The 19,234-nt window shown below is 43.1% G+C and carries 15 protein-coding genes; 10 read left to right on the top strand and 5 right to left on the bottom strand.

Annotated elements, in window-relative coordinates; all coding sequences use genetic code 11:
• Positions 1-154: 154 nt before the first annotated feature.
• The gene (locus D2V05_RS11935) at positions 155-1,972 is read right to left on the bottom strand and encodes a pyruvate kinase (RefSeq protein ID WP_119647880.1); all 1,818 of its coding nucleotides are present in this window, start codon (positions 1,970-1,972) and stop codon (positions 155-157) included.
• Positions 1,973-2,044: 72 nt separating this feature from the next.
• Positions 2,045-3,595 (bottom strand): glycoside hydrolase family 32 protein, encoded by a 1,551-nt coding sequence (locus D2V05_RS11930; RefSeq protein WP_119647879.1) that lies wholly within the window; start codon positions 3,593-3,595, stop codon positions 2,045-2,047.
• A gap of 321 nt (positions 3,596-3,916) precedes the next feature.
• On the opposite strand from D2V05_RS11930, the gene D2V05_RS11925 reads away from it, so the two are divergent.
• The 4 genes from D2V05_RS11925 to arsM all read left to right on the top strand — a co-directional run bounded on the left by D2V05_RS11925 (position 3,917) and on the right by arsM (position 8,556).
• Positions 3,917-5,956 carry a response regulator gene (locus D2V05_RS11925; protein WP_183114825.1) on the top strand — a complete coding sequence of 680 codons (2,040 nt, stop codon included), beginning with the start codon at positions 3,917-3,919 and terminating at the stop codon, positions 5,954-5,956.
• Between the two features lie 211 nt (positions 5,957-6,167).
• Positions 6,168-6,782 carry a TIGR04282 family arsenosugar biosynthesis glycosyltransferase gene (locus D2V05_RS11920; RefSeq protein ID WP_119648001.1) on the top strand — a complete coding sequence of 205 codons (615 nt, stop codon included), beginning with the start codon at positions 6,168-6,170 and terminating at the stop codon, positions 6,780-6,782.
• Positions 6,779-7,594: a purine-nucleoside phosphorylase gene (locus tag D2V05_RS11915; protein ID WP_119647877.1), complete on the top strand. Its 816-nt coding sequence runs from the start codon at positions 6,779-6,781 to the stop codon at positions 7,592-7,594. Before D2V05_RS11920 ends, D2V05_RS11915 begins: the two co-directional genes overlap by 4 nt.
• Entirely contained in the window at positions 7,591-8,556 is a 966-nt protein-coding gene (arsM, locus tag D2V05_RS11910) for an arsenosugar biosynthesis arsenite methyltransferase ArsM (protein WP_119647876.1), read from the top strand. The genes D2V05_RS11915 and arsM overlap by 4 nt, the downstream gene beginning before the upstream one ends.
• Here the strand turns inward: arsM and D2V05_RS11905 are convergent, their stop codons facing one another.
• The 3 genes from D2V05_RS11905 to D2V05_RS11895 form a co-directional block, all read right to left on the bottom strand.
• Positions 8,557-9,585: an N-acetylmuramoyl-L-alanine amidase family protein gene (locus D2V05_RS11905; protein WP_119647875.1), complete on the bottom strand. Its 1,029-nt coding sequence runs from the start codon at positions 9,583-9,585 to the stop codon at positions 8,557-8,559.
• Positions 9,586-10,524, bottom strand: a complete 939-nt coding sequence (locus D2V05_RS11900) for an N-acetylmuramoyl-L-alanine amidase (RefSeq protein ID WP_119647874.1) — start codon at positions 10,522-10,524, stop codon at positions 9,586-9,588.
• 99 nt (positions 10,525-10,623) lie between these two features.
• Positions 10,624-11,637: a glycoside hydrolase family 113 gene (locus tag D2V05_RS11895; RefSeq protein WP_119647873.1), complete on the bottom strand. Its 1,014-nt coding sequence runs from the start codon at positions 11,635-11,637 to the stop codon at positions 10,624-10,626.
• Positions 11,638-11,767: 130 nt separating this feature from the next.
• On the opposite strand from D2V05_RS11895, the gene D2V05_RS11890 reads away from it, so the two are divergent.
• The 6 genes from D2V05_RS11890 to D2V05_RS11865 all read left to right on the top strand — a co-directional run bounded on the left by D2V05_RS11890 (position 11,768) and on the right by D2V05_RS11865 (position 19,212).
• A complete protein-coding gene (locus D2V05_RS11890) occupies positions 11,768-13,117 on the top strand; it encodes an NAD(P)/FAD-dependent oxidoreductase (RefSeq protein ID WP_119647872.1) in 1,350 nt (449 codons plus the stop codon).
• Positions 13,118-13,129: 12 nt separating this feature from the next.
• Positions 13,130-14,734: a 4Fe-4S binding protein gene (locus D2V05_RS11885; RefSeq protein WP_119647871.1), complete on the top strand. Its 1,605-nt coding sequence runs from the start codon at positions 13,130-13,132 to the stop codon at positions 14,732-14,734.
• Positions 14,735-14,848: 114 nt separating this feature from the next.
• Positions 14,849-15,538: a glycosyltransferase family 2 protein gene (locus D2V05_RS11880; protein WP_119647870.1), complete on the top strand. Its 690-nt coding sequence runs from the start codon at positions 14,849-14,851 to the stop codon at positions 15,536-15,538.
• Positions 15,538-17,022 (top strand): cellulose synthase family protein, encoded by a 1,485-nt coding sequence (locus D2V05_RS11875; protein ID WP_119647869.1) that lies wholly within the window; start codon positions 15,538-15,540, stop codon positions 17,020-17,022. Before D2V05_RS11880 ends, D2V05_RS11875 begins: the two co-directional genes overlap by 1 nt.
• 3 nt (positions 17,023-17,025) lie before the next feature.
• Positions 17,026-18,378 (top strand): polyprenol phosphomannose-dependent alpha 1,6 mannosyltransferase MptB, encoded by a 1,353-nt coding sequence (gene mptB / locus D2V05_RS11870; protein ID WP_119647868.1) that lies wholly within the window; start codon positions 17,026-17,028, stop codon positions 18,376-18,378.
• Between the two features lie 219 nt (positions 18,379-18,597).
• Positions 18,598-19,212, top strand: a complete 615-nt coding sequence (locus tag D2V05_RS11865; RefSeq protein ID WP_119647867.1) for a GNAT family N-acetyltransferase — start codon at positions 18,598-18,600, stop codon at positions 19,210-19,212.
• Positions 19,213-19,234 lie beyond the last annotated feature (22 nt).

Genomic DNA, 19,234 nt, shown 5'->3' with positions numbered 1-19,234 from the left:
GTTTTGGTATTTTGTAATTGCACTATCCGTTTATTCCCTTATTAGCAGTCTCTACAATTATATTTTTTGAGCTATACTAAACACTACCCATCAAAAAATTCCTGTAGTTTAATAATGTCTCTTTCAAAGGCACCGTTTTGGTGCCTTTTCTTTTTCATCCCCATTCCATTTTGGGTAGCATCACTTCCTTTTTATCATGGGAAGCTTCTATATTGACCAAGACCTCGTCCAAAAAAGCAATGGCTTCCTGAATATGTGGCCCCTTGTTCAACATAACACATTCTGCCTGTACCGATGATGTGATATCGGTAATTTCAGATCGCGACGGCATACCCTTTTTGGCCAAACTTTCCAGAACCTGGGTGGCCCAAACCACAGGGATATGCGCGGCACTGCAGAACGATAGGATACCTTCTTGTACCATGGCCATGTTCTTCCAACCTACTTCCAAAGCAAGATCCCCCCTTGCGATCATGACTCCCAATTTTTTAGCCTGCATGGCTGAGACAAGGATTCCTATCAAATTTTTGTAGGCCATCTGGGTCTCAATTTTTAAAATGACCCCCATAGTGTTCTTTACCCCAAGTTGCTCCAGTTCATCTAAAAGCTCCTGTACATCCTCTTCGTTGTTCACATAGGAAAAGTTAACAATGTCGGCATGCTTTGCCACAAACTTTAAGTCCTCCCTATCCTTTTCGGTCAGGCCGGAAATTCCTAAATCAAGGTTCGGTACGTTTATTCCCTTTTCCGATTTCAGTTTCGCTCCTTTTTCCCCCGCCCTTACAATCTTTACCTTAAACCATTCCGATGCGGTTTCCACCACAATGCCTTCAATCTTTCCATCATCAAAAAGTATGGGCACACCTACTTTCATTTTATGGACAATTTCCGGAGGACTGCAACTCACCTTGCCAGCCTGAACCAAATTCCCTTCCGTATCAAAAATGGGCAAAGTGGCCTTCTCCTCTTCTGAACCAATAAATAAATGATCACCTTCCCTCAACAACAAAAACTGCTCCTTTCCCGGAAGCTCTCCAACCATTCCATTCCTCAATTTCTTCCTTAATGGTTTTAAAATGGCACCAGATTCTAGGGTAAGTGACTTTGGACTTAGGAGCAAAACGAAATCTTTATCCTTTTGAACCACCTTGATCTTTCTCGACCTTCCCCTAATGTCCTTTACCTTGATGTCATCACCAACGTGAAGCTTTTCCATCCAACGCTTATCCACAGGAATTTCATTGGATTTCAGTTCATGCCCACCTTCGGCCACCAATTTAATGAATACCATATCCTTCTCACCATGGGCATTTTTCGGAGGCTTGAACTTTTTGATCTTTGGTCCTTCCCCAATGTCCCCCGTACGAATTTTGGGCCCTGCTAAATCCATGGCTATTTTTACGGTCGTGGAACACTCTTTCTCCGCTTTTCGAATATTATCAATTATGGATTCCCAGACTTTTGGACCGTCATGCGCGCAGTTGATCCGAGCGCAATCCATTCCGTTTTTCACCATACCCAAAACCAAATCATAGTCCGTTGCCGCTTCGGAAGGTTGGGTAACCATGATCCGCCCCCTTCTGTCCTTGGTATGTTCCCCAAAAATCTGATCGGTATGCTTGTACAATAGTTTTTTGCCTTCACCAATGGATAAAAAGGGAAGGTTTTCATGATTCATGTTTTTGGCCCTTAGGCTATCCACCATCATCTTTAAATTGACCAAGCTCCCCAAAATATTGCCCTCGGCATTGGCCAAGCGTGTCAAGCCTAATTGTTTCAACGATTTCTGCAAGCCTCGCACATCAAGACTTCTAAAAGTGGCATAGTGCATCAGGTTCTTGGCGCTCTCCAAATAAATGGGACATACCGTATCGATCATGGAAGCCTTTTCATTGTCTTGTTCCAGAATCAAATGAATGACCTCGTCCAATTGGACGGCTAAGTGTTCAAGCTGTTCCCCAGTTGCAGGCATGGACCAAATTTTGCCCTAAAGTTCGACAGGAAGTATCTGAAAAAAACTGACAATGGTCAGACCGTGTCCAAATCACCAAACGGATTCCATTTTTTTAACACTATCGATGGTGAGACTGGATTTGGAATCTCGGTTTTCCACGGTCAACGTATTGAACGGTTCATTAGGGAAAATTTGCTCGGTCATGACCAAGAGACCGCCATTAATGAAAATCTCCACAGAAGATCGATCCAAAAGAATTTTCATGTCGAAGGTCTCTCCCTCTAACATTTCAGTGGGAGCCCAATGTATTTTGTTCCCAAATCCCTTTTGGAAATCGACCTTTCCGGATTTTCTACGATCCACCAAAAACTGATTGTTTTCGGAATCCATGGTAAGAACCAAGGTTTCTCCCAAGGCATTCTGAAAAGTGGCGCTAAAATCCTTCGATGCCGTTCTCAATTGGACCATAGATTGGTTCAGGCCCTCAATGGTCCTTGATGTTGTCTCTTTTGGCCCGACCTCCCATGCTTTGGAAAGCCCGGAAGATGCCAGCCCATCAATTCCATCAATGGGGAAATTGGTCAGGAAATAATCCGAACCGATTTTTTTAAGAGCCAATTTTCTGGGGACGGTCATGGAGCTTCTCCATTTTTCCGTTGGAGTGTCCCTTGCATAATCCCAATTGCTCATCCAACCAATAAAAATCCGATCTCCATTGGGTATGTTATTGTAGGTGACCCCGGCATAATTATCGGTGCCGTAATCGAGCCACTTGGGTTCCGTTTGTTCCGTGGTGAAGGTTTTTCCATCAAAATTGCCCACAAAATACTGGGTGCCACTACCGCCATTCGGGGCTCCCGGATTTATACTGATGATCAAGACCCATTTTGTTTCATCAGAACCTTCCACTGTCAAAGGGAACAGATCCGGACATTCCCATACACCTCCGTGGGCTCCTTGTCCTTGACCAAATTCACCCAACAAAGCCCAATCCTTCAAGTTGGGAGACGTATAAAATTGTGCATGGTCTCCCGCCACCAAGGTCAAGATCCATTTTTGCGACGCTTCATGCCAGAACACCTTGGGGTCCCTAAAATCCTTGATCCCCTCATTGCCAATAACCGGGTTGCCCTCATATTTGGTCCACGTTTCACCATTGTCCAAGCTATAGGCAATCCCTTGTGTTTGAAAATCCGTTCTGCCCGCTTTTTCCCCATCCATATCATGGTAGGTAAAAATGGCCACCAAAGGTGTTTCCCCGTTTGTAGCAAATCCTGAAGTGTTATGTTTATCGACCACGGCACTGCCGGAAAAAATCAATCCATGCCCATCAGGATATAGAGCTATGGGTTTGTGTTCCCAATGGACCAAATCTTTGCTCACTGCATGCCCCCAGTGCATCGGGCCCCAAACGGTATCTTCGGGATAATATTGATAAAACAAGTGATACACACCATCATGGTAGACCAATCCATTGGGGTCGTTCATCCAATTTGCCCCTGGTGAAAAGTGAAATTGTGGACGGTATTGTTCGGAGTAGTAGCCTTGTTCCATGTTTCGTTCTATCGTATTCTCTTTTTTATTTTCCTTACAACCCACTAACAAAATGAGCATCACCCCGAAAAAAAAATTTGTTCGCATTGGTCTCTGTGGTTTAAACGTTGAAGATATTCATAAAACAAACGTCTTGAGGATCAATTTATGGATTACCTGATTGCAAACCACAATCTATTTAATCTTATATTTCTCTCTTGATAAAACTCAATAGTATCTTGCCTTTCATCAATCCAACATTCCGCGATTTCTTTATAAATAGAATTCACATACAATATTTTCACAAAGAAAGTGTTAATATAGAAATTATTGTATAGGCGTATTTTCCTACAGTAATCCTTTCAAATCATTTATTTACCGGGATTACCCTCTAATAATTTGTCCCCTATCTGGAAAACTGATATGCTGTTGAAACCTTCACAAAAAGAATTTGTACTTCCAATTGCGGTTTTTGGAGTATTTATATTGATGATATTCATTTTGGGCAACAACTCCTTGGAAACCCAAAAGGCCACCTTTGCAAATGAGATCCGAACGACTGGAAAGCTTAGAGCACAAGAATTTTTCTCCTCCGTGGAACACAACATAAAATCCTTGGAAAACCTAAAGCAAAGGATTGAAATGACCAATGGGTCATATTTCCAATATTGGGAAAGAGATGCCAAACTTATTCTGGAGCAACATCCCTCCTTCAAGTTTGTTGAATGGGTGGACAGCCTGATGATCATTAGGGTGGTGACCCCTCTAGAAGGGAATGAAGCCGCTATTGGCCTAGATCTTTCCCAACATCCAAGAAATATTGAGTGGAGAAGACATGTGAAGGATTTTTCAACGAATGTTTCCTCATGGACAGCCCTTTACCAAGGTGGAAGTGCATTTCTTGTGGATGTACCTGTTTTTTTTGAAGGGAAATTTCATGGAACCATTACCGCTGGCATGGATTTCACCAACCCCTTCAATGAACTGGCGGCCAGTCTGGACACCTATGCCATTGAAATGAAAGATGAGAACGGAACTGTTTTTTACTCCAAAAACAATCCGCAATCCAAGGCAATAGCAGATGAGTTTATTTTCACATCTTCTTTTGAGGTAGATAACTTGGACCATCAAAAATGGACCTTCTCCCTTATGCCTGCCGATTTGGATTTTATGGCCGAGAGAAAAGAAAGTACCCTTACCTTTTTTGTTTTTGGGATATTGGTATCCGTGTTGACCAGTTCGCTTATCTACTTTTATCAATCCTCTAGAAAAAAGAACCGCCGATTGAGCCATGCCAACAATAAACTCAAAGAGTTGAACAAAACCCTGGAAAAGGAAAGGCGAAAAGCTGAAAAATCTTCATTGGCAAAAACTGAGTTTATTTCCAACATGAGCCATGAGATCAGAACACCGTTGAATGCCATCATCGGTTTTATCGAAGTACTAAGGTTATCCGATATACAATGTGACATCCAGGAATATCTTTCCCTCATGGACATTTCGTCCAGAAAATTGCTCCTTCTGGTAAACGATATTCTCGAAATTGACAAGATAGAATCTGGCAAATCCACTTTCAGGAAAGATGTTTTTTCCCCGCATCAAGAGTTGAAAAATATCATTAGCATTTATAGGCCCACTGCAGATGAAAAAGGGCTTTCCATTGTACTGGATGCCTCTTCCAAATGCAATCATGAAGTAATCGGTGATGTTGGAAAGTTTGGTCAGATCATCACCAACATTCTTAGGAACTCCCTAAAATTTACGGAACATGGCGGGATTGAAATAGCCTGTAATGAAAGTGTCGAAAATAATTCCATGGCTTTGAACATAACAATAAAAGATTCTGGAATAGGCATCCCAAAAAACAAATTGAAAACCATTTTTGACCGGTTCACGCAAATAGATACCGGCAAATCCAAACGGCACGAAGGAAGTGGCCTTGGGTTGTACATCACTTGTAAATTAGTGGAAATGCTAGGTGGAAAAATTACCGTAGAAAGTGAGGAAGGCACGGGAACGGAGTTTCATATTTCTTTGTTGTTTCCATTATCCGATACAAAACCTGAAAGAGGAAACAAAAACTCCGAACCCCTCCTTTTGGAGGGTTACAAAGTGCTCATAGTAGACGATAACCGTGTGAATGTCATCGTCCTAAAAAACACCCTCGAAAAATTAGGGGTGTATTCAGATTCGGTGACCAACGGGCGGGAAGCAGTGCAAGCTGTACGCAAAAACTTCTATGATCTTGTGTTCATGGATGTACACATGCCCGATATGGATGGCTTTAAAGCTACCAAGAAAATTAGAAAGTTCAATAAGGAAATTGCCATAATAGGGCTTTCGGCAGATGTGACCAAAGAGGCCATTGACGAAGCAAAAGGAGCGGGAATGAACGACTACCTCACCAAACCCATTTCATTTTCCAAGTTACGCAGCTACCTCCCGGTTTTCTTGGCCAAAGTGTCCTGAAATCCAACAAAGTTCCCCTTCCCAAATATTGGAAGGGTATTCCACAGGAAGGATTTGTCCAAGAAATCGGTTTCTTCTACATTTATGGCGGTATCTTTGGGTTAGGATAAAAGATTGTTGAGTTGATGTCGATCAATAAAAATGATTGAACAGCATCTCCCTAAAAATCCATCCACCCAAAGCAGAAAGGTACCCTGCAAAATTGCAAACATTGAAGAACGACCTACTCCTGATACTGACCAGAAACCCTGAGATTGGAAAGTGCAAGACCCGATTGGCAGCCGCAGTTGGCGACAAAATCGCCTTGGAAATCTATAAATTTCTATTGGATTGTACGGTAGGGTTTACCCACGACCTTCAAGTTGAAAAATGGGTCTATTACTCCGAAGAAATTTGGAAAGAAGATATCTGGGACAATACTGTTTATAGGAAAAAATTGCAAATAGGCAGGGATTTGGGCGAACGGATGTTGAATGCGTTCAGGGAAGGCTTTCGGGCAGGATTTGAGCGAATAATCATAATTGGAAGCGATATGTACCATCTTTCCCAAACAGAATTGGAGGAAGCTTTCTGCAAGTTGAACGACCATGATTATGTAGTAGGCCCAGCAGAAGATGGCGGCTATTACCTACTGGGAATGAAGCATTTGAACGAAAAATTGTTTCAAAACAAAACTTGGGGAACCGACACGGTACTTGCCTCCACCTTACAAGATATGAATGGGGCAAAAATTGCTCTTTTGAACGAACGCAACGATGTGGATTATTACGAAGACATCAAAGATATTGGGGCGTTTCAGCCCTTTTTAAAACATATAAAAACATGACGCAGGAACAATTAGAAGAATCTGTTGAATATTTGAAAAAAAGGGGATTCGAAACCCCTGAAATAGGCATAGTATTGGGCACAGGGCTCGGCCAATTGATCGATCATATCGAAAATCCAATTGAGGCCCACTACAATCATATCCCCCATTTTCCGTTGGCCACGGTGGAGTTCCATACCGGTAAATTGATCTTTGGCACCATCGAGGGCAAAAAAACCGTGGTGATGCAGGGCCGTTTCCATTTGTACGAAGGTTACGATTTTGTGGACATTACCTACCCCATCCGGGTCATGCATTTGTTGGGCATCAAAAAACTGTTCATCTCCAATGCGGCTGGTGCCATTAACCTCAACTTTAAAAAGGGGGACATTATGCTGATCGAGGACCACATCAACCTTCAAGGCGGGTCACCCTTGGCGTTCCGGAACGTTTCCGAGTTTGGCAATCGGTTTGTGGATATGAGTGAACCCTATGATGTGGATATGTGCAAAAAAATTCACGCCATTGCCACAAAGGAGGGCGTTTCCATCCAAAAAGGGGTGTATGCCTCTGTGGTCGGACCTCAACTGGAAACCAAAGCGGAATATAGGATGCTGAAAATTTTGGGAGCAGACGCAGTAGGAATGAGTACCGTACCTGAAGTAATTGTTGCCAATCATTTACGACTACCTGTTGTAGCGGTATCTGTTATGACGGATGAATGTGATCCGGACAACCTGGAACCTGTTAATATTCAGGAGATTCTGGATATTGCCGCCAAGGCAGAACCCAAAATGATCAAATTATTCAGAGAACTAATCAAGGAAATATGAGCTATTTAGATGCTACCCAAGACCTTTACAAAGAAGCAGCCCTGACCCCAGATGTTGGGCTTTGTTGTACCACCACCCCTGTTTGGCAATTCCCGGGATTGTCCATTCCCAAGATCATGCAGGAAATGAACTATGGTTGCGGCAGTACCGTTTCGGCCCAAGACCTGGTCAATAACCCCCAAATCCTTTATGTAGGTGTTGGTGGAGGGATGGAATTGCTCCAATTTGCCTATTTCTCCAGACAAAAAGGAGGAGTGACCGGAGTGGATACCGTGGATGAAATGTTGGAAGCTTCAAAAAAGAACTTCAAAATAGCAGAACAGGAAAACGATTGGTTCCAAAGTGATTTTGTGAACTTAGTGAAGGGTGATGCACTGCATCTTCCCGTTGCAGATGAAAGTATTGATGTGGCCGCACAGAACTGCCTCTTCAACATCTTTAAAATGGAAGATCTTAAAAAAGCCGTTGGTGAAATGTACCGTGTGTTGAAACCCCATGGCCGTTTGGTGATGAGTGACCCCATCTGCGAACAGCCGATGAATGACGCGCTGCGTAATGATGACAGGTTACGCGCTCAATGCCTGAGCGGTAGTATTCCGTTGAAAGATTATGTAAAGGTACTTACCGATGCTGGTTTCGGTACCATCGAAATCCGGGGAAGAAGGTCTTACCGCGTGTTATCACCCAACCATTACCCTACGGATGAACTTATTCATATTGAATCCATAGAGATTGCCGCCATCAAGGACCCCATGCCAACTGATGGCCCTTGCATGTTCACGGGCAAAACAGCCATCTATTATGGGAACGAGGAATATTTTGACGATAAAAAAGGACATGTACTCTTACAGAACCAACCCTTGGCGGTTTGTGACAAAACGGCTGCCGCTTTGGCCAAGGCTTCAGATGAAATCCATGTGAGCGAAAGTACCTGGCATTATAATGGCGGAGGTTGTTGCTAATTATTTGGCAGTAAAATCTTTAGAGGATTCATAATCCAATAGGATTCCTTCAGATATCCATTTGGCCAAGGCCTGTCTGTTATCCGGATCCAAAATCCGGCGTTGATCCAGTTTGCTTCGGATGTTCCCTATTTCAATATAGGCCATGGCCGGCAGCGTATTTTTGACTAGATAAAGACTGCTGCGTTCCATAAAGGTGCCACTATAGACTCGGTTGGGTTGAAATTTTTTGTATTTCGCCAAAAATGTCTGGTGAATGCTTTCTGCCAATCGTTGACCGTTTTTGCTGTTCTCGTGATGGTAAAAGAACACATCGATATTGGTCCCTTTGCTACGACTATCCACATGGGTCACCAAAAGGCGTTGGTATTTGCCCTTGTTCTTCATGTACAAGTCGTTGACCGCTTCGGTCCGCTGTTTCAGCCGTGCCAATTGCCCTAGCGGAATGGCATTGGAAAGAACGGTCTCATCCGTATCCAGTTCCAATACCCTTTCATCACGGATGCCATCGTTTTCATCCTGAACGATGATGTGTACCTCTGCCCCATGGGACAAAAGTTCACGTGCCAAGCGTAGCGTTACGTCGTAGGCATATTCATCCTCGGCGATCAATTTACCCTCATACTTTTCAACGGCACCAGGATCGGGACCCCCATGGCCGGAAATAAGGTAATAAACGGTATCCTCCAAACGGTTACTGACAGAATCGATCTTGGCAAAATCGTTACCAAAAATGGGATATGAAGTCCTTGTGTCCGTTTCTTCAATCTTCTTTAAGGCCAAGGTATCCGGCAGCACATAGTAATGCCCCACGTATAAGGATTCACTCTCACCCAATCGTTCGGAGTTCAGCTCCACAAACCTGTTGTAATATTTTGTGGGGCTCACATTATATCGGCGAAGCAAAGAATAGATACCGTCACCCTTTTCCGCCACAACGCTCGATAAGGATTTTTGTGCCCCGACTACCATAGGGATCAATAACAAAGGTATCAGTAAAAAAGAAATGAGGTTTTTCTGATCTTTCATTCAATTTTCAATTTCCAGGTCCACATAGTCGTTTATGATACCACTACTGATCCAACCTGCAAATTTCCTCTTATCGGGACGGACAGCAATTTTATCATTTGATTCCTTGGACGCGTTCTCCAGTGTCAGCAAACTAATGGCTGGCAGGATATTTTTTGCCAAATATAAGCTGTTCTGGTCTTCAAAGATCATATTGACGTCTTTATAGGTCTTATTGGAAATGCTGTTCTTTTTGAAAATGTTCCTGATGTTCTCCGCAAATCGTTGTCCCTGATCACTTTTATTATAATGATAAATGGCAACATCCATGTCGGCTTTCTCCGAAACACCATTGGCACGTATGATCAGAGCACGCTGGTATTTACCACTGTTTTGAAGGTATCGTTTATTGATCACTTCAATATAATGGCCCATACGCTGGTTTTCGGTAACCATAACAGTATCGTTAAGGGCAGGTTCAGGAATTTCGTCGCCGAGGATATAGACTTTCGCTCCGTGCACCATGAGATCGGCCGCCAGACTTTGGGCCACGTCCTGTACAAAACCATTGTCCCCGTCCTTGCCTGAATCCACAATAAGATAGTATACCGCATCCTTAAGTCTTTCACTCTTCAGGTTCATTTGGGCCAGTTCCTTATCAAAAATTGGAGCTTCGGTACCTTTGGCGGATTTGACCAGTACACCTGTTTTTTTGAAGGAATCCGCCGCTTTGGGTATTTTGTATTCGACCCCGACCTGAAGAAAACTACCGTCCTTGATCTGGTCCGAATTCAATGTAACGAACTCCTCATAATGTTTCACGGGATCGAGCCCCTGCTTTCGAAGGATGGAAAAAATCCCGTCCCCTTGCTCGGCCACTACTTTGTAATAGGGTTCCTCTTGGGCGAAAATTGCAAAGCACGCCCAAGCCCAAATGATTAGGGTTGATACTAATTTCATTACTGTAATTTTTAGGGGAAGGGGTGTACTACAAATATGGCGAAAAAACAGACAACTACAGGATGGAATCACAAAAAAATTCCCACAATTTTTAAAGGGTTACAAACCATACTTCTTTATTTTGGCATACTGTCTCCGTATCACGGATTCCGCAGGTTTGTTCTGGGGAGTAAATCGATTGTCGGCCAACCCACCGACCTTATCATGGTGCATGAACCATTTCCATACAAATCCGCCTGCGAACCAATCCTCATCCCAAAACTCTTCAAAGATCACTTGAGTGGCATCTGCTTGCGCCTGCAGGTTTACCTTTTCTTGGTTCCGGTCTACCAACCAAGGTTTCTTGCCCGTATAGTCCATACTTCTGTATCCGAACTCTGTGAACAACATCGGCTTTTTGACTTCCAGGGCAAGTTCTTTAAGTTTTGTCTTCCATGGTTGCCATCCTTCCCGCATGGTCTGCATGGTAGGGTTTTGACGATCACAAATAGGAAAATAAGCGTTCACCCCTATATAATCTAGTTCGTTCCAGAAAGGCGTTTTAGCGTATTCGTCCCAATTGGCGGCGTAGGTAATTTTGCCCTTGTACACCTTTCTGACCTCTTCTATAAGATAGCTCCAATATTCAGGGCGGTTTTTTACAAAGGAAGCGAGTTCGGTACCGATACAAAAAATATCCGTTTGGGTCTCTTGGGCCAAATCGGCATATAACAAAATGAACTTGGAATAGGAATCTTCGAGTTTTTTCCAATCGGCTTCGTTCTGCATGGTCAGGTTACCGGTGAATTCCCCCCGTCTAATCCAAACTTGGGGTTTCAACATTACTCGCACCCCGTTTTTGTGCAACATCCCAATGTATTGTTTTGCACCTTCCTTGGTTTCGCCAAACCATTGGCGGTCAGAGTTAAAAATCAACTCGGAAGAGTCTGTCTGTGGAATAAATCCGAAGGGCATTATGGCCGCATAATTGGCATGGATATCTAGAATGGGGTTTACATGGATCTGTGCCACTTCCTCCCCTGAGCTTACAAAACTTACCCCATTCACCTTGTCCTCCACTTTCTTTTTACAGGAGAGGGAAATGAGCAAAACAAGCACTATCAATTTCTTCATAGCCAATAAAATACCCCTCTAAAATACATTTTTATGGAAAGTGTAGCTTCTTAAAATCTTACTAATTTATCTAGATTGTGTTAAGTTCCATAATTTTAGTACGACTCAAGTTACCACACAAACCAAACCCATGGAGCACATCGTCATTATCGGAAATGGAATTGCCGGCGTAACCGCAGCCAGGCATATCCGCAAACTTTCCGATAAAAAAATTACTATTATCTCTTCAGAAACCCAATACTTTTTTTCGAGGACCGCTTTGATGTATGTGTACATGGGCCACATGAAATTTGAGCACACCCAACCCTACGAAAACCATTTTTGGAAAAAGAACCGCATCGATTTGATTCAAGGTTTTGTAACCCAAGTGAGCACTGGCGATAAAAAGGTTTTACTAGAAGACGGCCAAGCCATCCCTTATGACAGACTCATCATTGCCACGGGATCCAAACCCAACAAATTTGGTTGGCCAGGCCAGGATTTGGATGGTGTACAAGGACTGTATTCCAAACAAGATCTTGATCTTTTAGAAAAAAATGCCCCAAACAATACCGTTTGCCAACGGGCCGTGATCGTTGGGGGTGGATTGATCGGTATTGAATTGGCGGAAATGCTTCGGACTCGAGACATTCCCGTAACCTTTTTGGTCCGTGAAAACAGTTTTTGGAACGGTGTACTGCCCAGTGGGGAATCCCAAATGATCAATGAACATATCCTGGAACACCATATCGACCTTCGGTTGAATGCCTCTTTAAAGGAAATTCTGGCCGATGAAAATGGGAGGGTAAAATCGGTGGTTGTGGCCGAAACCGGTGAAGAAATCCCCTGTAATTTGGTGGGGTTGACGGCAGGCGTAACACCAAATATCGATTTCTTGAAAGATTCGGGAATTGAATTGGGCCGTGGCGTCAAGGTGAACCGATTCTTGGAAACCAATATTGCAGATGTGTATGCCATTGGCGATTGCGCGGAACAACACGAAGCCATTGGCAACCGCAGACCCGTGGAAGCCGTTTGGTACACGGGCCGCATGATGGGCGAGACCCTGGCCCAGACTATTTGTGGCAACAAAATGGAGTACAGACCTGGTCATTGGTTCAATTCGGCCAAGTTCTTGGACATTGAATACCAAACTTACGGATGGATTTTTCCAGAAAAGAAGAAAAAAGAGAACGAAGTCCATTTTCACTGGCGACATGCCAAGGAAAAAAAATGCATCACCATAGCTTTTGATCAAGAGTCAAAGCAGTTGTTGGGCATCAATACCTTTGGTATCCGTTTGCGTCATCAGGTCATTGACCAATGGCTCAAGGAGAAAAGGGACATCGATTTTGTGATAGCACATCTAGCAGATGCCAACTTTGACCCAGAATTTTACAGGACATACGAACCTGAGGTTATTTTCAAATTCAACACCGATTTTGGAAAATCCATCAAACTGAAAAAGAAAAGCTTAAAAAGAATCTTCCAATTGGGATGATAATCACTGACCATGAGCAATTACGATAAAAGTATGGCCCTGACCGGGCAACCACCCAAAAGTTTAAGCCTTAACCAAAAGTTTGCGACCGTTTTGGGCATGATAGGCATGGGGATTTTGTTATTGGCCTCCCTGAATGTTTCTTTTCCGAACAAAACATTATGGTTAACGGTTTCCTTATTGGCCATTTCTTTGGGAACGATTTGGTTTTCATGGGATGCCTATTCCAAAAAGCTCCCAGGTATCAAAAATGACGGGGTATGGTTCAAATCCATTTCCAGCAGGGGTTTATGGGGATGGATGGCCGGACTGGCCTTGACCGGGTTCTATATCATCCTCTATTTCTATCCCGAGTATTTGGGCCAGGTGAATGGTGGGGAAAATAAAGGTGTCATTGCACTTTTTGATCCTTTGAGCAAATTATTGAGCGGTAATCCCGCTAGCCAATGGTTTGTTTATGGCACTTTGTACACGGTGGCCATTTTAATTTTTGGGGTGAAATTCCTTTGGAAATACCGCCATAACCGCTACGAAAGATTACGGACGTTCAGTGTGATGTTCTTTCAATTGGCCTTTGCCTTCATTATTCCCGAAGTAATGGCCCGTTTGAACGGACATAAAATCCTCAATGGAGGGAGCCTTCCTTATTACGACCTAAAAAGTGTCTGGCCGCTGAACTATTACAATTTTGAAGGGTATCGCATCAAAGGTTTTTTGAGTTCAGGCGATATCGGTTTTGCATTGTTGATTTTTGGCATCTTGTCCATTTTTGTGATTACTCCAATCCTTACTTATAAATATGGAAAAAGGTGGTACTGCTCCTGGGTCTGCGGTTGTGGAGGATTGGCCGAAACTGCCGGGGATGCCTTCCGGCAATTGAGTGATAAATCGGTGAGTGCCTGGAAAATAGAACGTTGGGTAGTTCACAGCGTGGTTGTTTTTGTTACGTTGATGACCACTGCAGTAGTCTATTCCTATTTGGGAACCGACACCAGCAAATATTGGCTTACCAAAAGCACTTTTTTGATCGGGGTAGCCGTACTGCTCACCTTCGTTTTTGGTTGGGTGATGCTTTTTAAAAGGGACCAGCTTCAAAAAGATGCCCAATATGGGGCCATCGGATACTTTGTAATCATTATGGCCTTGATTGGGTTTCATTTTTTTAGTGATGGGGGCCATGTGTTCCTTTTCAAATCAGAAACCCTTCGGAAGACCTATTCCTTTTTGATCGGAAGTATTTTTTCCGGAGTGATCGGTACGGGTTTCTATCCCATTTTTGGAAGCAGGGTTTGGTGTCGATTTGGGTGTCCCATGGCTGCCATTTTAGGTTTCCAGCAGCGATTGTTCTCGCGTTTCAGGATCACCACCAATGGCGGTCAGTGCATTTCGTGCGGCAATTGTTCCACCTATTGCGAAATGGGCATCGATGTACGCGCCTATGCCCAAAAAGGCGAAAATATTGTCCGAGCCAGCTGTGTAGGTTGCGGCATTTGTTCCGCGGTTTGCCCCAGAGGCGTGCTCAAACTGGAAAATGGACCATTGGAGGGCAGAATCGATAGTAACCAAATTCTTTTGGGTAACGATGTGGATTTGATGAGTTTGGTGAATCAAAAATAAACATCCCGTAAATCTGTAGTTGCCAACTTTCATTTCCTGCTTAATTCAGCCCAAAATCCAAAGAAAAGGTTAGTTTTGGTCACTCAAACACAAACCAAAATTGAACCCCCTCGCATGGCGGATATCAGAGTCATTATTCCCGCAATCAACGAAGGAGATTCCATAGGAAAGGTCGTTTCCGAATTGCCCGAACATGTTACCGAAATTATTGTAGCAGACAATGGTTCCCAGGACGATACGGCAGAAAATGCCCGTAAAGCCGGGGCAACCGTAGTCACCGAAACCCGCAAGGGATATGGCTACGCTTGCCTAAAAGGATTGGAATATATTTCCAAACAATCCAAAGTACCCGATATCATCGTATTTATCGACGGAGATTATTCAGATTATCCCGAAGAGTTGGATAAGGTGGTCGCCCCAATATTGGAAAATGATGTGGATTTTGTGGTAGGAGCGCGAAAAAAGTCGCTCAGAGAACCGGGATCCATGACTCCACAACAAGTTTTTGGGAACCAATTGGCCACTTTTTTAATGCGGGTGCTCTTTAGGTCAAGATTTACGGATTTAGGACCTTTTAGGGCCATAAAATATGAAAAGCTCAAAGAATTGGAGATGCAGGACACAACTTATGGGTGGACTGTGGAAATGCAGTTAAAAATATTAAGAAAAAAAATGTCATATGCCGAAATACCAGTACGTTACAAACGAAGAATTGGCGTATCAAAAGTATCAGGTACGGTAAAAGGTACTATATTTGCGGGCATAAAAATCTTGGGTTGGATCTTTAAATACAGTTTAAAATAATGGGACTTACTATCGCTTACATCATCATCGGCATTTACAGTACAGCCTTAATCTTGATTTTTATGTACAGCCTTTCTCAGTTGAATCTTTTGATCAACTACTTGGGCTATAAAAAGCGAAACGAGGAGGCTCCCAAGTTCAACCTATTAGATCCCAAGGAAATCCCTTTTGTGACCATCCAATTGCCCATCTATAACGAAGAGTATGTGGTGGAGCGTTTGTTGGACAATATTGCCAAGATCGAATACCCAAAAAGTAAATTGGAGATCCAAGTTCTGGATGATTCCACGGACGAGTCCGTTTTGGAGACCGCCAGAAGAATCGAGGAACTTCAGAAAACTGGATTGGACATTCAACATATCCGCAGGGAAAACAGAAAAGGATACAAGGCCGGTGCCCTCAAGGAAGGTTTGGCCATTGCAAAAGGGGAGTTCATCGCTATTTTTGATGCCGACTTTCTTCCCGAAAGCGATTGGTTGAAAAAGACCGTTCCCTATTTCAAGGATGAAGAAATCGGTGTAGTACAGACCCGTTGGGGACACATCAACCGCGACTATTCCACTTTGACCCGTATTCAAGCCTTTGCTTTGGATGCCCACTTTACACTAGAGCAGGTTGGAAGAAACTCCAAAGGACACTTCATTAACTTCAACGGTACCGCTGGTATCTGGAGAAAGGAATGTATCTTGGATGCAGGTAACTGGGAAGGCGATACCTTGACCGAGGATTTGGATTTGAGCTACCGCGCCCAATTGAAAAACTGGAAATTCAAATATTTGGAAGACGTGGAAACCCCAGCAGAGCTTCCTGTAGTGATCAGTGCCGCTCGTTCACAGCAATTCCGTTGGAACAAAGGTGGAGCTGAAAACTTTAGAAAATCCTTCTGGAGTGTGATCACTTCCAAGAACATTTCGTTCAAGACCAAGTTCCATGGTGTAATGCACCTATTGAACAGCTCTATGTTCCTTTGTGTATTCATCGTGGCTTTGTTGAGCATCCCAATGCTCTATATCAAAAATACTTATGGCCATTTGGGATGGATTTTTGAAGTGACCAGCTTCTTCATTATCAGCACCATTATCCTGTTCATCTGTTACTGGTTCACCTATAAGAGTATTCAGGGAAGCAGTTTCGACAATTTCGTGGATTACATCAAACTCTTCTTTACCTTCTTCTCCGTAGCATTGGGCTTCTCTTTGCACAATACCGTTGCCGTTTTGGAAGGACATTTGGGCAAAAGAAGTGAATTTGTACGTACTCCAAAATTCAACATCAACAGCATTAAAGATACTTGGAAGGGCAACAAATATTTGGCGAAAAAGCTTTCCCCGAATATGATCTTGGAATTCGCCTTGATGATCTATTTCCTATTTGGAATGTACAGTGCCGTGCCTTTGAACGACTATGGATTGTTCCCTTTCCATTTGATGTTGTTCCTTGGTTTCGGGTTCGTTTTCTTTAAATCATTGACCTCCAAGGCATAAATCATGCAATCTTATTGGCGACTGCACAGATACCCGATACTTTTTGCTATCGCCAGTATCCTGTTCTACGCCTCTTTTGCCTATGACCTCGTCCGAACGGATACTGTAAAACTGTTCATGCTTTTTGGTGCATTGTTTTTTCTGTACTACAAGATCATGCAGTTTGAAAAGTGGAACTTTAAGTTCCTTTTGGTGATAGGTATCCTTTTCCGATTGGTTTTTTTGATTGCGGAACCGAATCTTTCCCAAGACTTTTACCGCTTTATTTGGGATGGGGAATTGATCAAGAACGGTATCAACCCCTACCTGTACACCCCGGACCAGTTGATGGAACAAGGCAAGGTCGTCATTGCTAACATGCAGGAACTACATGCGGGCATGAGCGAACTCAATGCCCGCCATTTTAGCAACTACCCTCCGGTGAATCAAATCCTTTTTACCCTTTCGGCCCTTTTGGGCGGGGGGAGTGTTTTGGGATCCATGATCGCCATGCGATTGATCATCATTTTGGCGGACCTTGGGGTGGTTTACTTCGGAAGGAAGTTGCTCCAACAACTTAACCAAGCCAACCACATGGTTTTTTGGTACTTTTTAAATCCCTTGGTCATCATAGAACTTACGGGCAACCTTCATTTTGAAGGGGTCATGTTGTTTTTCTTTGTTTGGTCGCTTTATCTGCTCGCCAAACAGCAATGGGTTTGGGCAGCACCGATCTATGCTGTTTCCATCATGGTAAAACTGGTGCCCTTGTCATTGTTGCCTATTCTACTAAAATACCTTGGCTTCAAAAAAAGTATCGGATTTTATGCACTCACCATAGTGGGCTGCTTGGCATTGCTCCTTCCGTTTTATTCCCCAGTATTCATCGATAATTATGCAGAGACCCTAAAACTCTGGTTTTCCAACTTTGAATTCAATGCAGGAATCTATAACATAGTCAAGAAAATTGCAGTGACCTATTATGAGGCCAAACCTTGGGAACTCATCGATACCTATGGAGCCCTCATCACAAAAATTGTAATCGTAATCACTCTATTGATTACCTTCTTCCGAAAGAACCAAAATTTTCCCACTACCATCACTTCCATGGTTTTGGCGCTCTCCTGTTATTACATTTTGACCAGTACTGTGCACCCATGGTATGTGGTATTCCTCATGGGAATTTCCATCTTTTCATCCCTCCGGTTTCCACTGGTTTGGTCGCTGATGGTCATTTTGAGCTATCAAGCCTATGCAAATGTGGATTACAAGGAGCATCTTTGGTTATTGGCCATTGAATACATTTTGGTGATCGGCTATTTTATTTATGAAATGATAGGTAGAGGGTCAAAAAAGTTATATTTCTTCAAAAAATAGCACCCATTCCTAGGCTTATTGGAATTAATTTGTACTTTTATCGCCCTAATGAAAGGACAAGAATACATAGCATTTACGTTGAGCGTACCCGCTCCCATCAGTCCATTTAGCCCCCGTCGCCGCCCGTAAGGGTGCAATTCTTCTATTGGAAATAGGTGAGTCCATTTCCGCAAAATACAATCAACAATTTATTATTTTATTACAGTTTAAACGCTTGCAATGGATATTGTAGTTGCTAACGAATCACATTTTAAATACGCACAGATCATCTGTGACACCATAGCCGAATCTGCCAAGGTCCGCGGAACCGGTATTGCCAAACGTACCCCTGAGTATATCATGAAAAGGTTGCAGAATGGCAACGCCATTATTGCTTTGGATGGAGATAAGTTCGCCGGGTTTTGTTATATCGAAGTTTGGGGCAACAAGGATTTTGTTGCCAACTCCGGATTGATCGTACACCCCGATTACCGAAACCAAGGATTGGCCAAACAGATCAAAAAGGCCGTGTTCGACCTATCCAGAAAAAAATTCCCCGATGCCAAAATTTTCGGAATTACCACAGGCCTGGCCGTGATGAAGATGAACTATGAACTGGGCTACAAACCCGTTACGTTTTCTGAATTAACGGACGATCCCGAATTTTGGAAAGGTTGCCAAACCTGTAAAAATTTCGATATCCTGACCCGTACAGACAGAAAAATGTGCCTTTGTACCGGCATGTTGTACGACCCCAATGCCAAAAAAACGGACCCTAGAAAAATAGATTCAAAGGTTTTTCAAAGATTAAAACGGATAAAAGAGAACCTTTTCCTTAAAAAGAAACAAAAATAAGTATCAGTCCAAACCCATTCGA

Source organism: Flagellimonas pelagia (genome assembly GCF_003584135.1).
Lineage (GTDB): Bacteria > Bacteroidota > Bacteroidia > Flavobacteriales > Flavobacteriaceae > Flagellimonas > Flagellimonas pelagia.
Note: the sequence above shows the minus strand (reverse complement) of the source record. Positions and strands in the feature narration are given on the sequence as shown.

What these genes read in the sequence shown, in the direction of transcription:
- D2V05_RS11935 (WP_119647880.1), bottom strand. Translation starts at nt 1,972, where the DNA reads ATGCCTGCAACTGGGGAACAGCTTGAACACTTAGCCGTCCAATTGGAC.
- D2V05_RS11930 (WP_119647879.1), bottom strand. Translation starts at nt 3,595, where the DNA reads ATGCGAACAAATTTTTTTTTCGGGGTGATGCTCATTTTGTTAGTGGGT.
- D2V05_RS11915 (WP_119647877.1), top strand. Translation starts at nt 6,779, where the DNA reads ATGACGCAGGAACAATTAGAAGAATCTGTTGAATATTTGAAAAAAAGG.
- arsM (WP_119647876.1), top strand. Translation starts at nt 7,591, where the DNA reads ATGAGCTATTTAGATGCTACCCAAGACCTTTACAAAGAAGCAGCCCTG.
- D2V05_RS11905 (WP_119647875.1), bottom strand. Translation starts at nt 9,585, where the DNA reads ATGAAAGATCAGAAAAACCTCATTTCTTTTTTACTGATACCTTTGTTA.
- D2V05_RS11900 (WP_119647874.1), bottom strand. Translation starts at nt 10,524, where the DNA reads ATGAAATTAGTATCAACCCTAATCATTTGGGCTTGGGCGTGCTTTGCA.
- D2V05_RS11895 (WP_119647873.1), bottom strand. Translation starts at nt 11,637, where the DNA reads ATGAAGAAATTGATAGTGCTTGTTTTGCTCATTTCCCTCTCCTGTAAA.
- D2V05_RS11890 (WP_119647872.1), top strand. Translation starts at nt 11,768, where the DNA reads ATGGAGCACATCGTCATTATCGGAAATGGAATTGCCGGCGTAACCGCA.
- D2V05_RS11885 (WP_119647871.1), top strand. Translation starts at nt 13,130, where the DNA reads ATGAGCAATTACGATAAAAGTATGGCCCTGACCGGGCAACCACCCAAA.
- D2V05_RS11880 (WP_119647870.1), top strand. Translation starts at nt 14,849, where the DNA reads ATGGCGGATATCAGAGTCATTATTCCCGCAATCAACGAAGGAGATTCC.
- D2V05_RS11875 (WP_119647869.1), top strand. Translation starts at nt 15,538, where the DNA reads ATGGGACTTACTATCGCTTACATCATCATCGGCATTTACAGTACAGCC.
- mptB (WP_119647868.1), top strand. Translation starts at nt 17,026, where the DNA reads ATGCAATCTTATTGGCGACTGCACAGATACCCGATACTTTTTGCTATC.
- D2V05_RS11865 (WP_119647867.1), top strand. Translation starts at nt 18,598, where the DNA reads ATGGATATTGTAGTTGCTAACGAATCACATTTTAAATACGCACAGATC.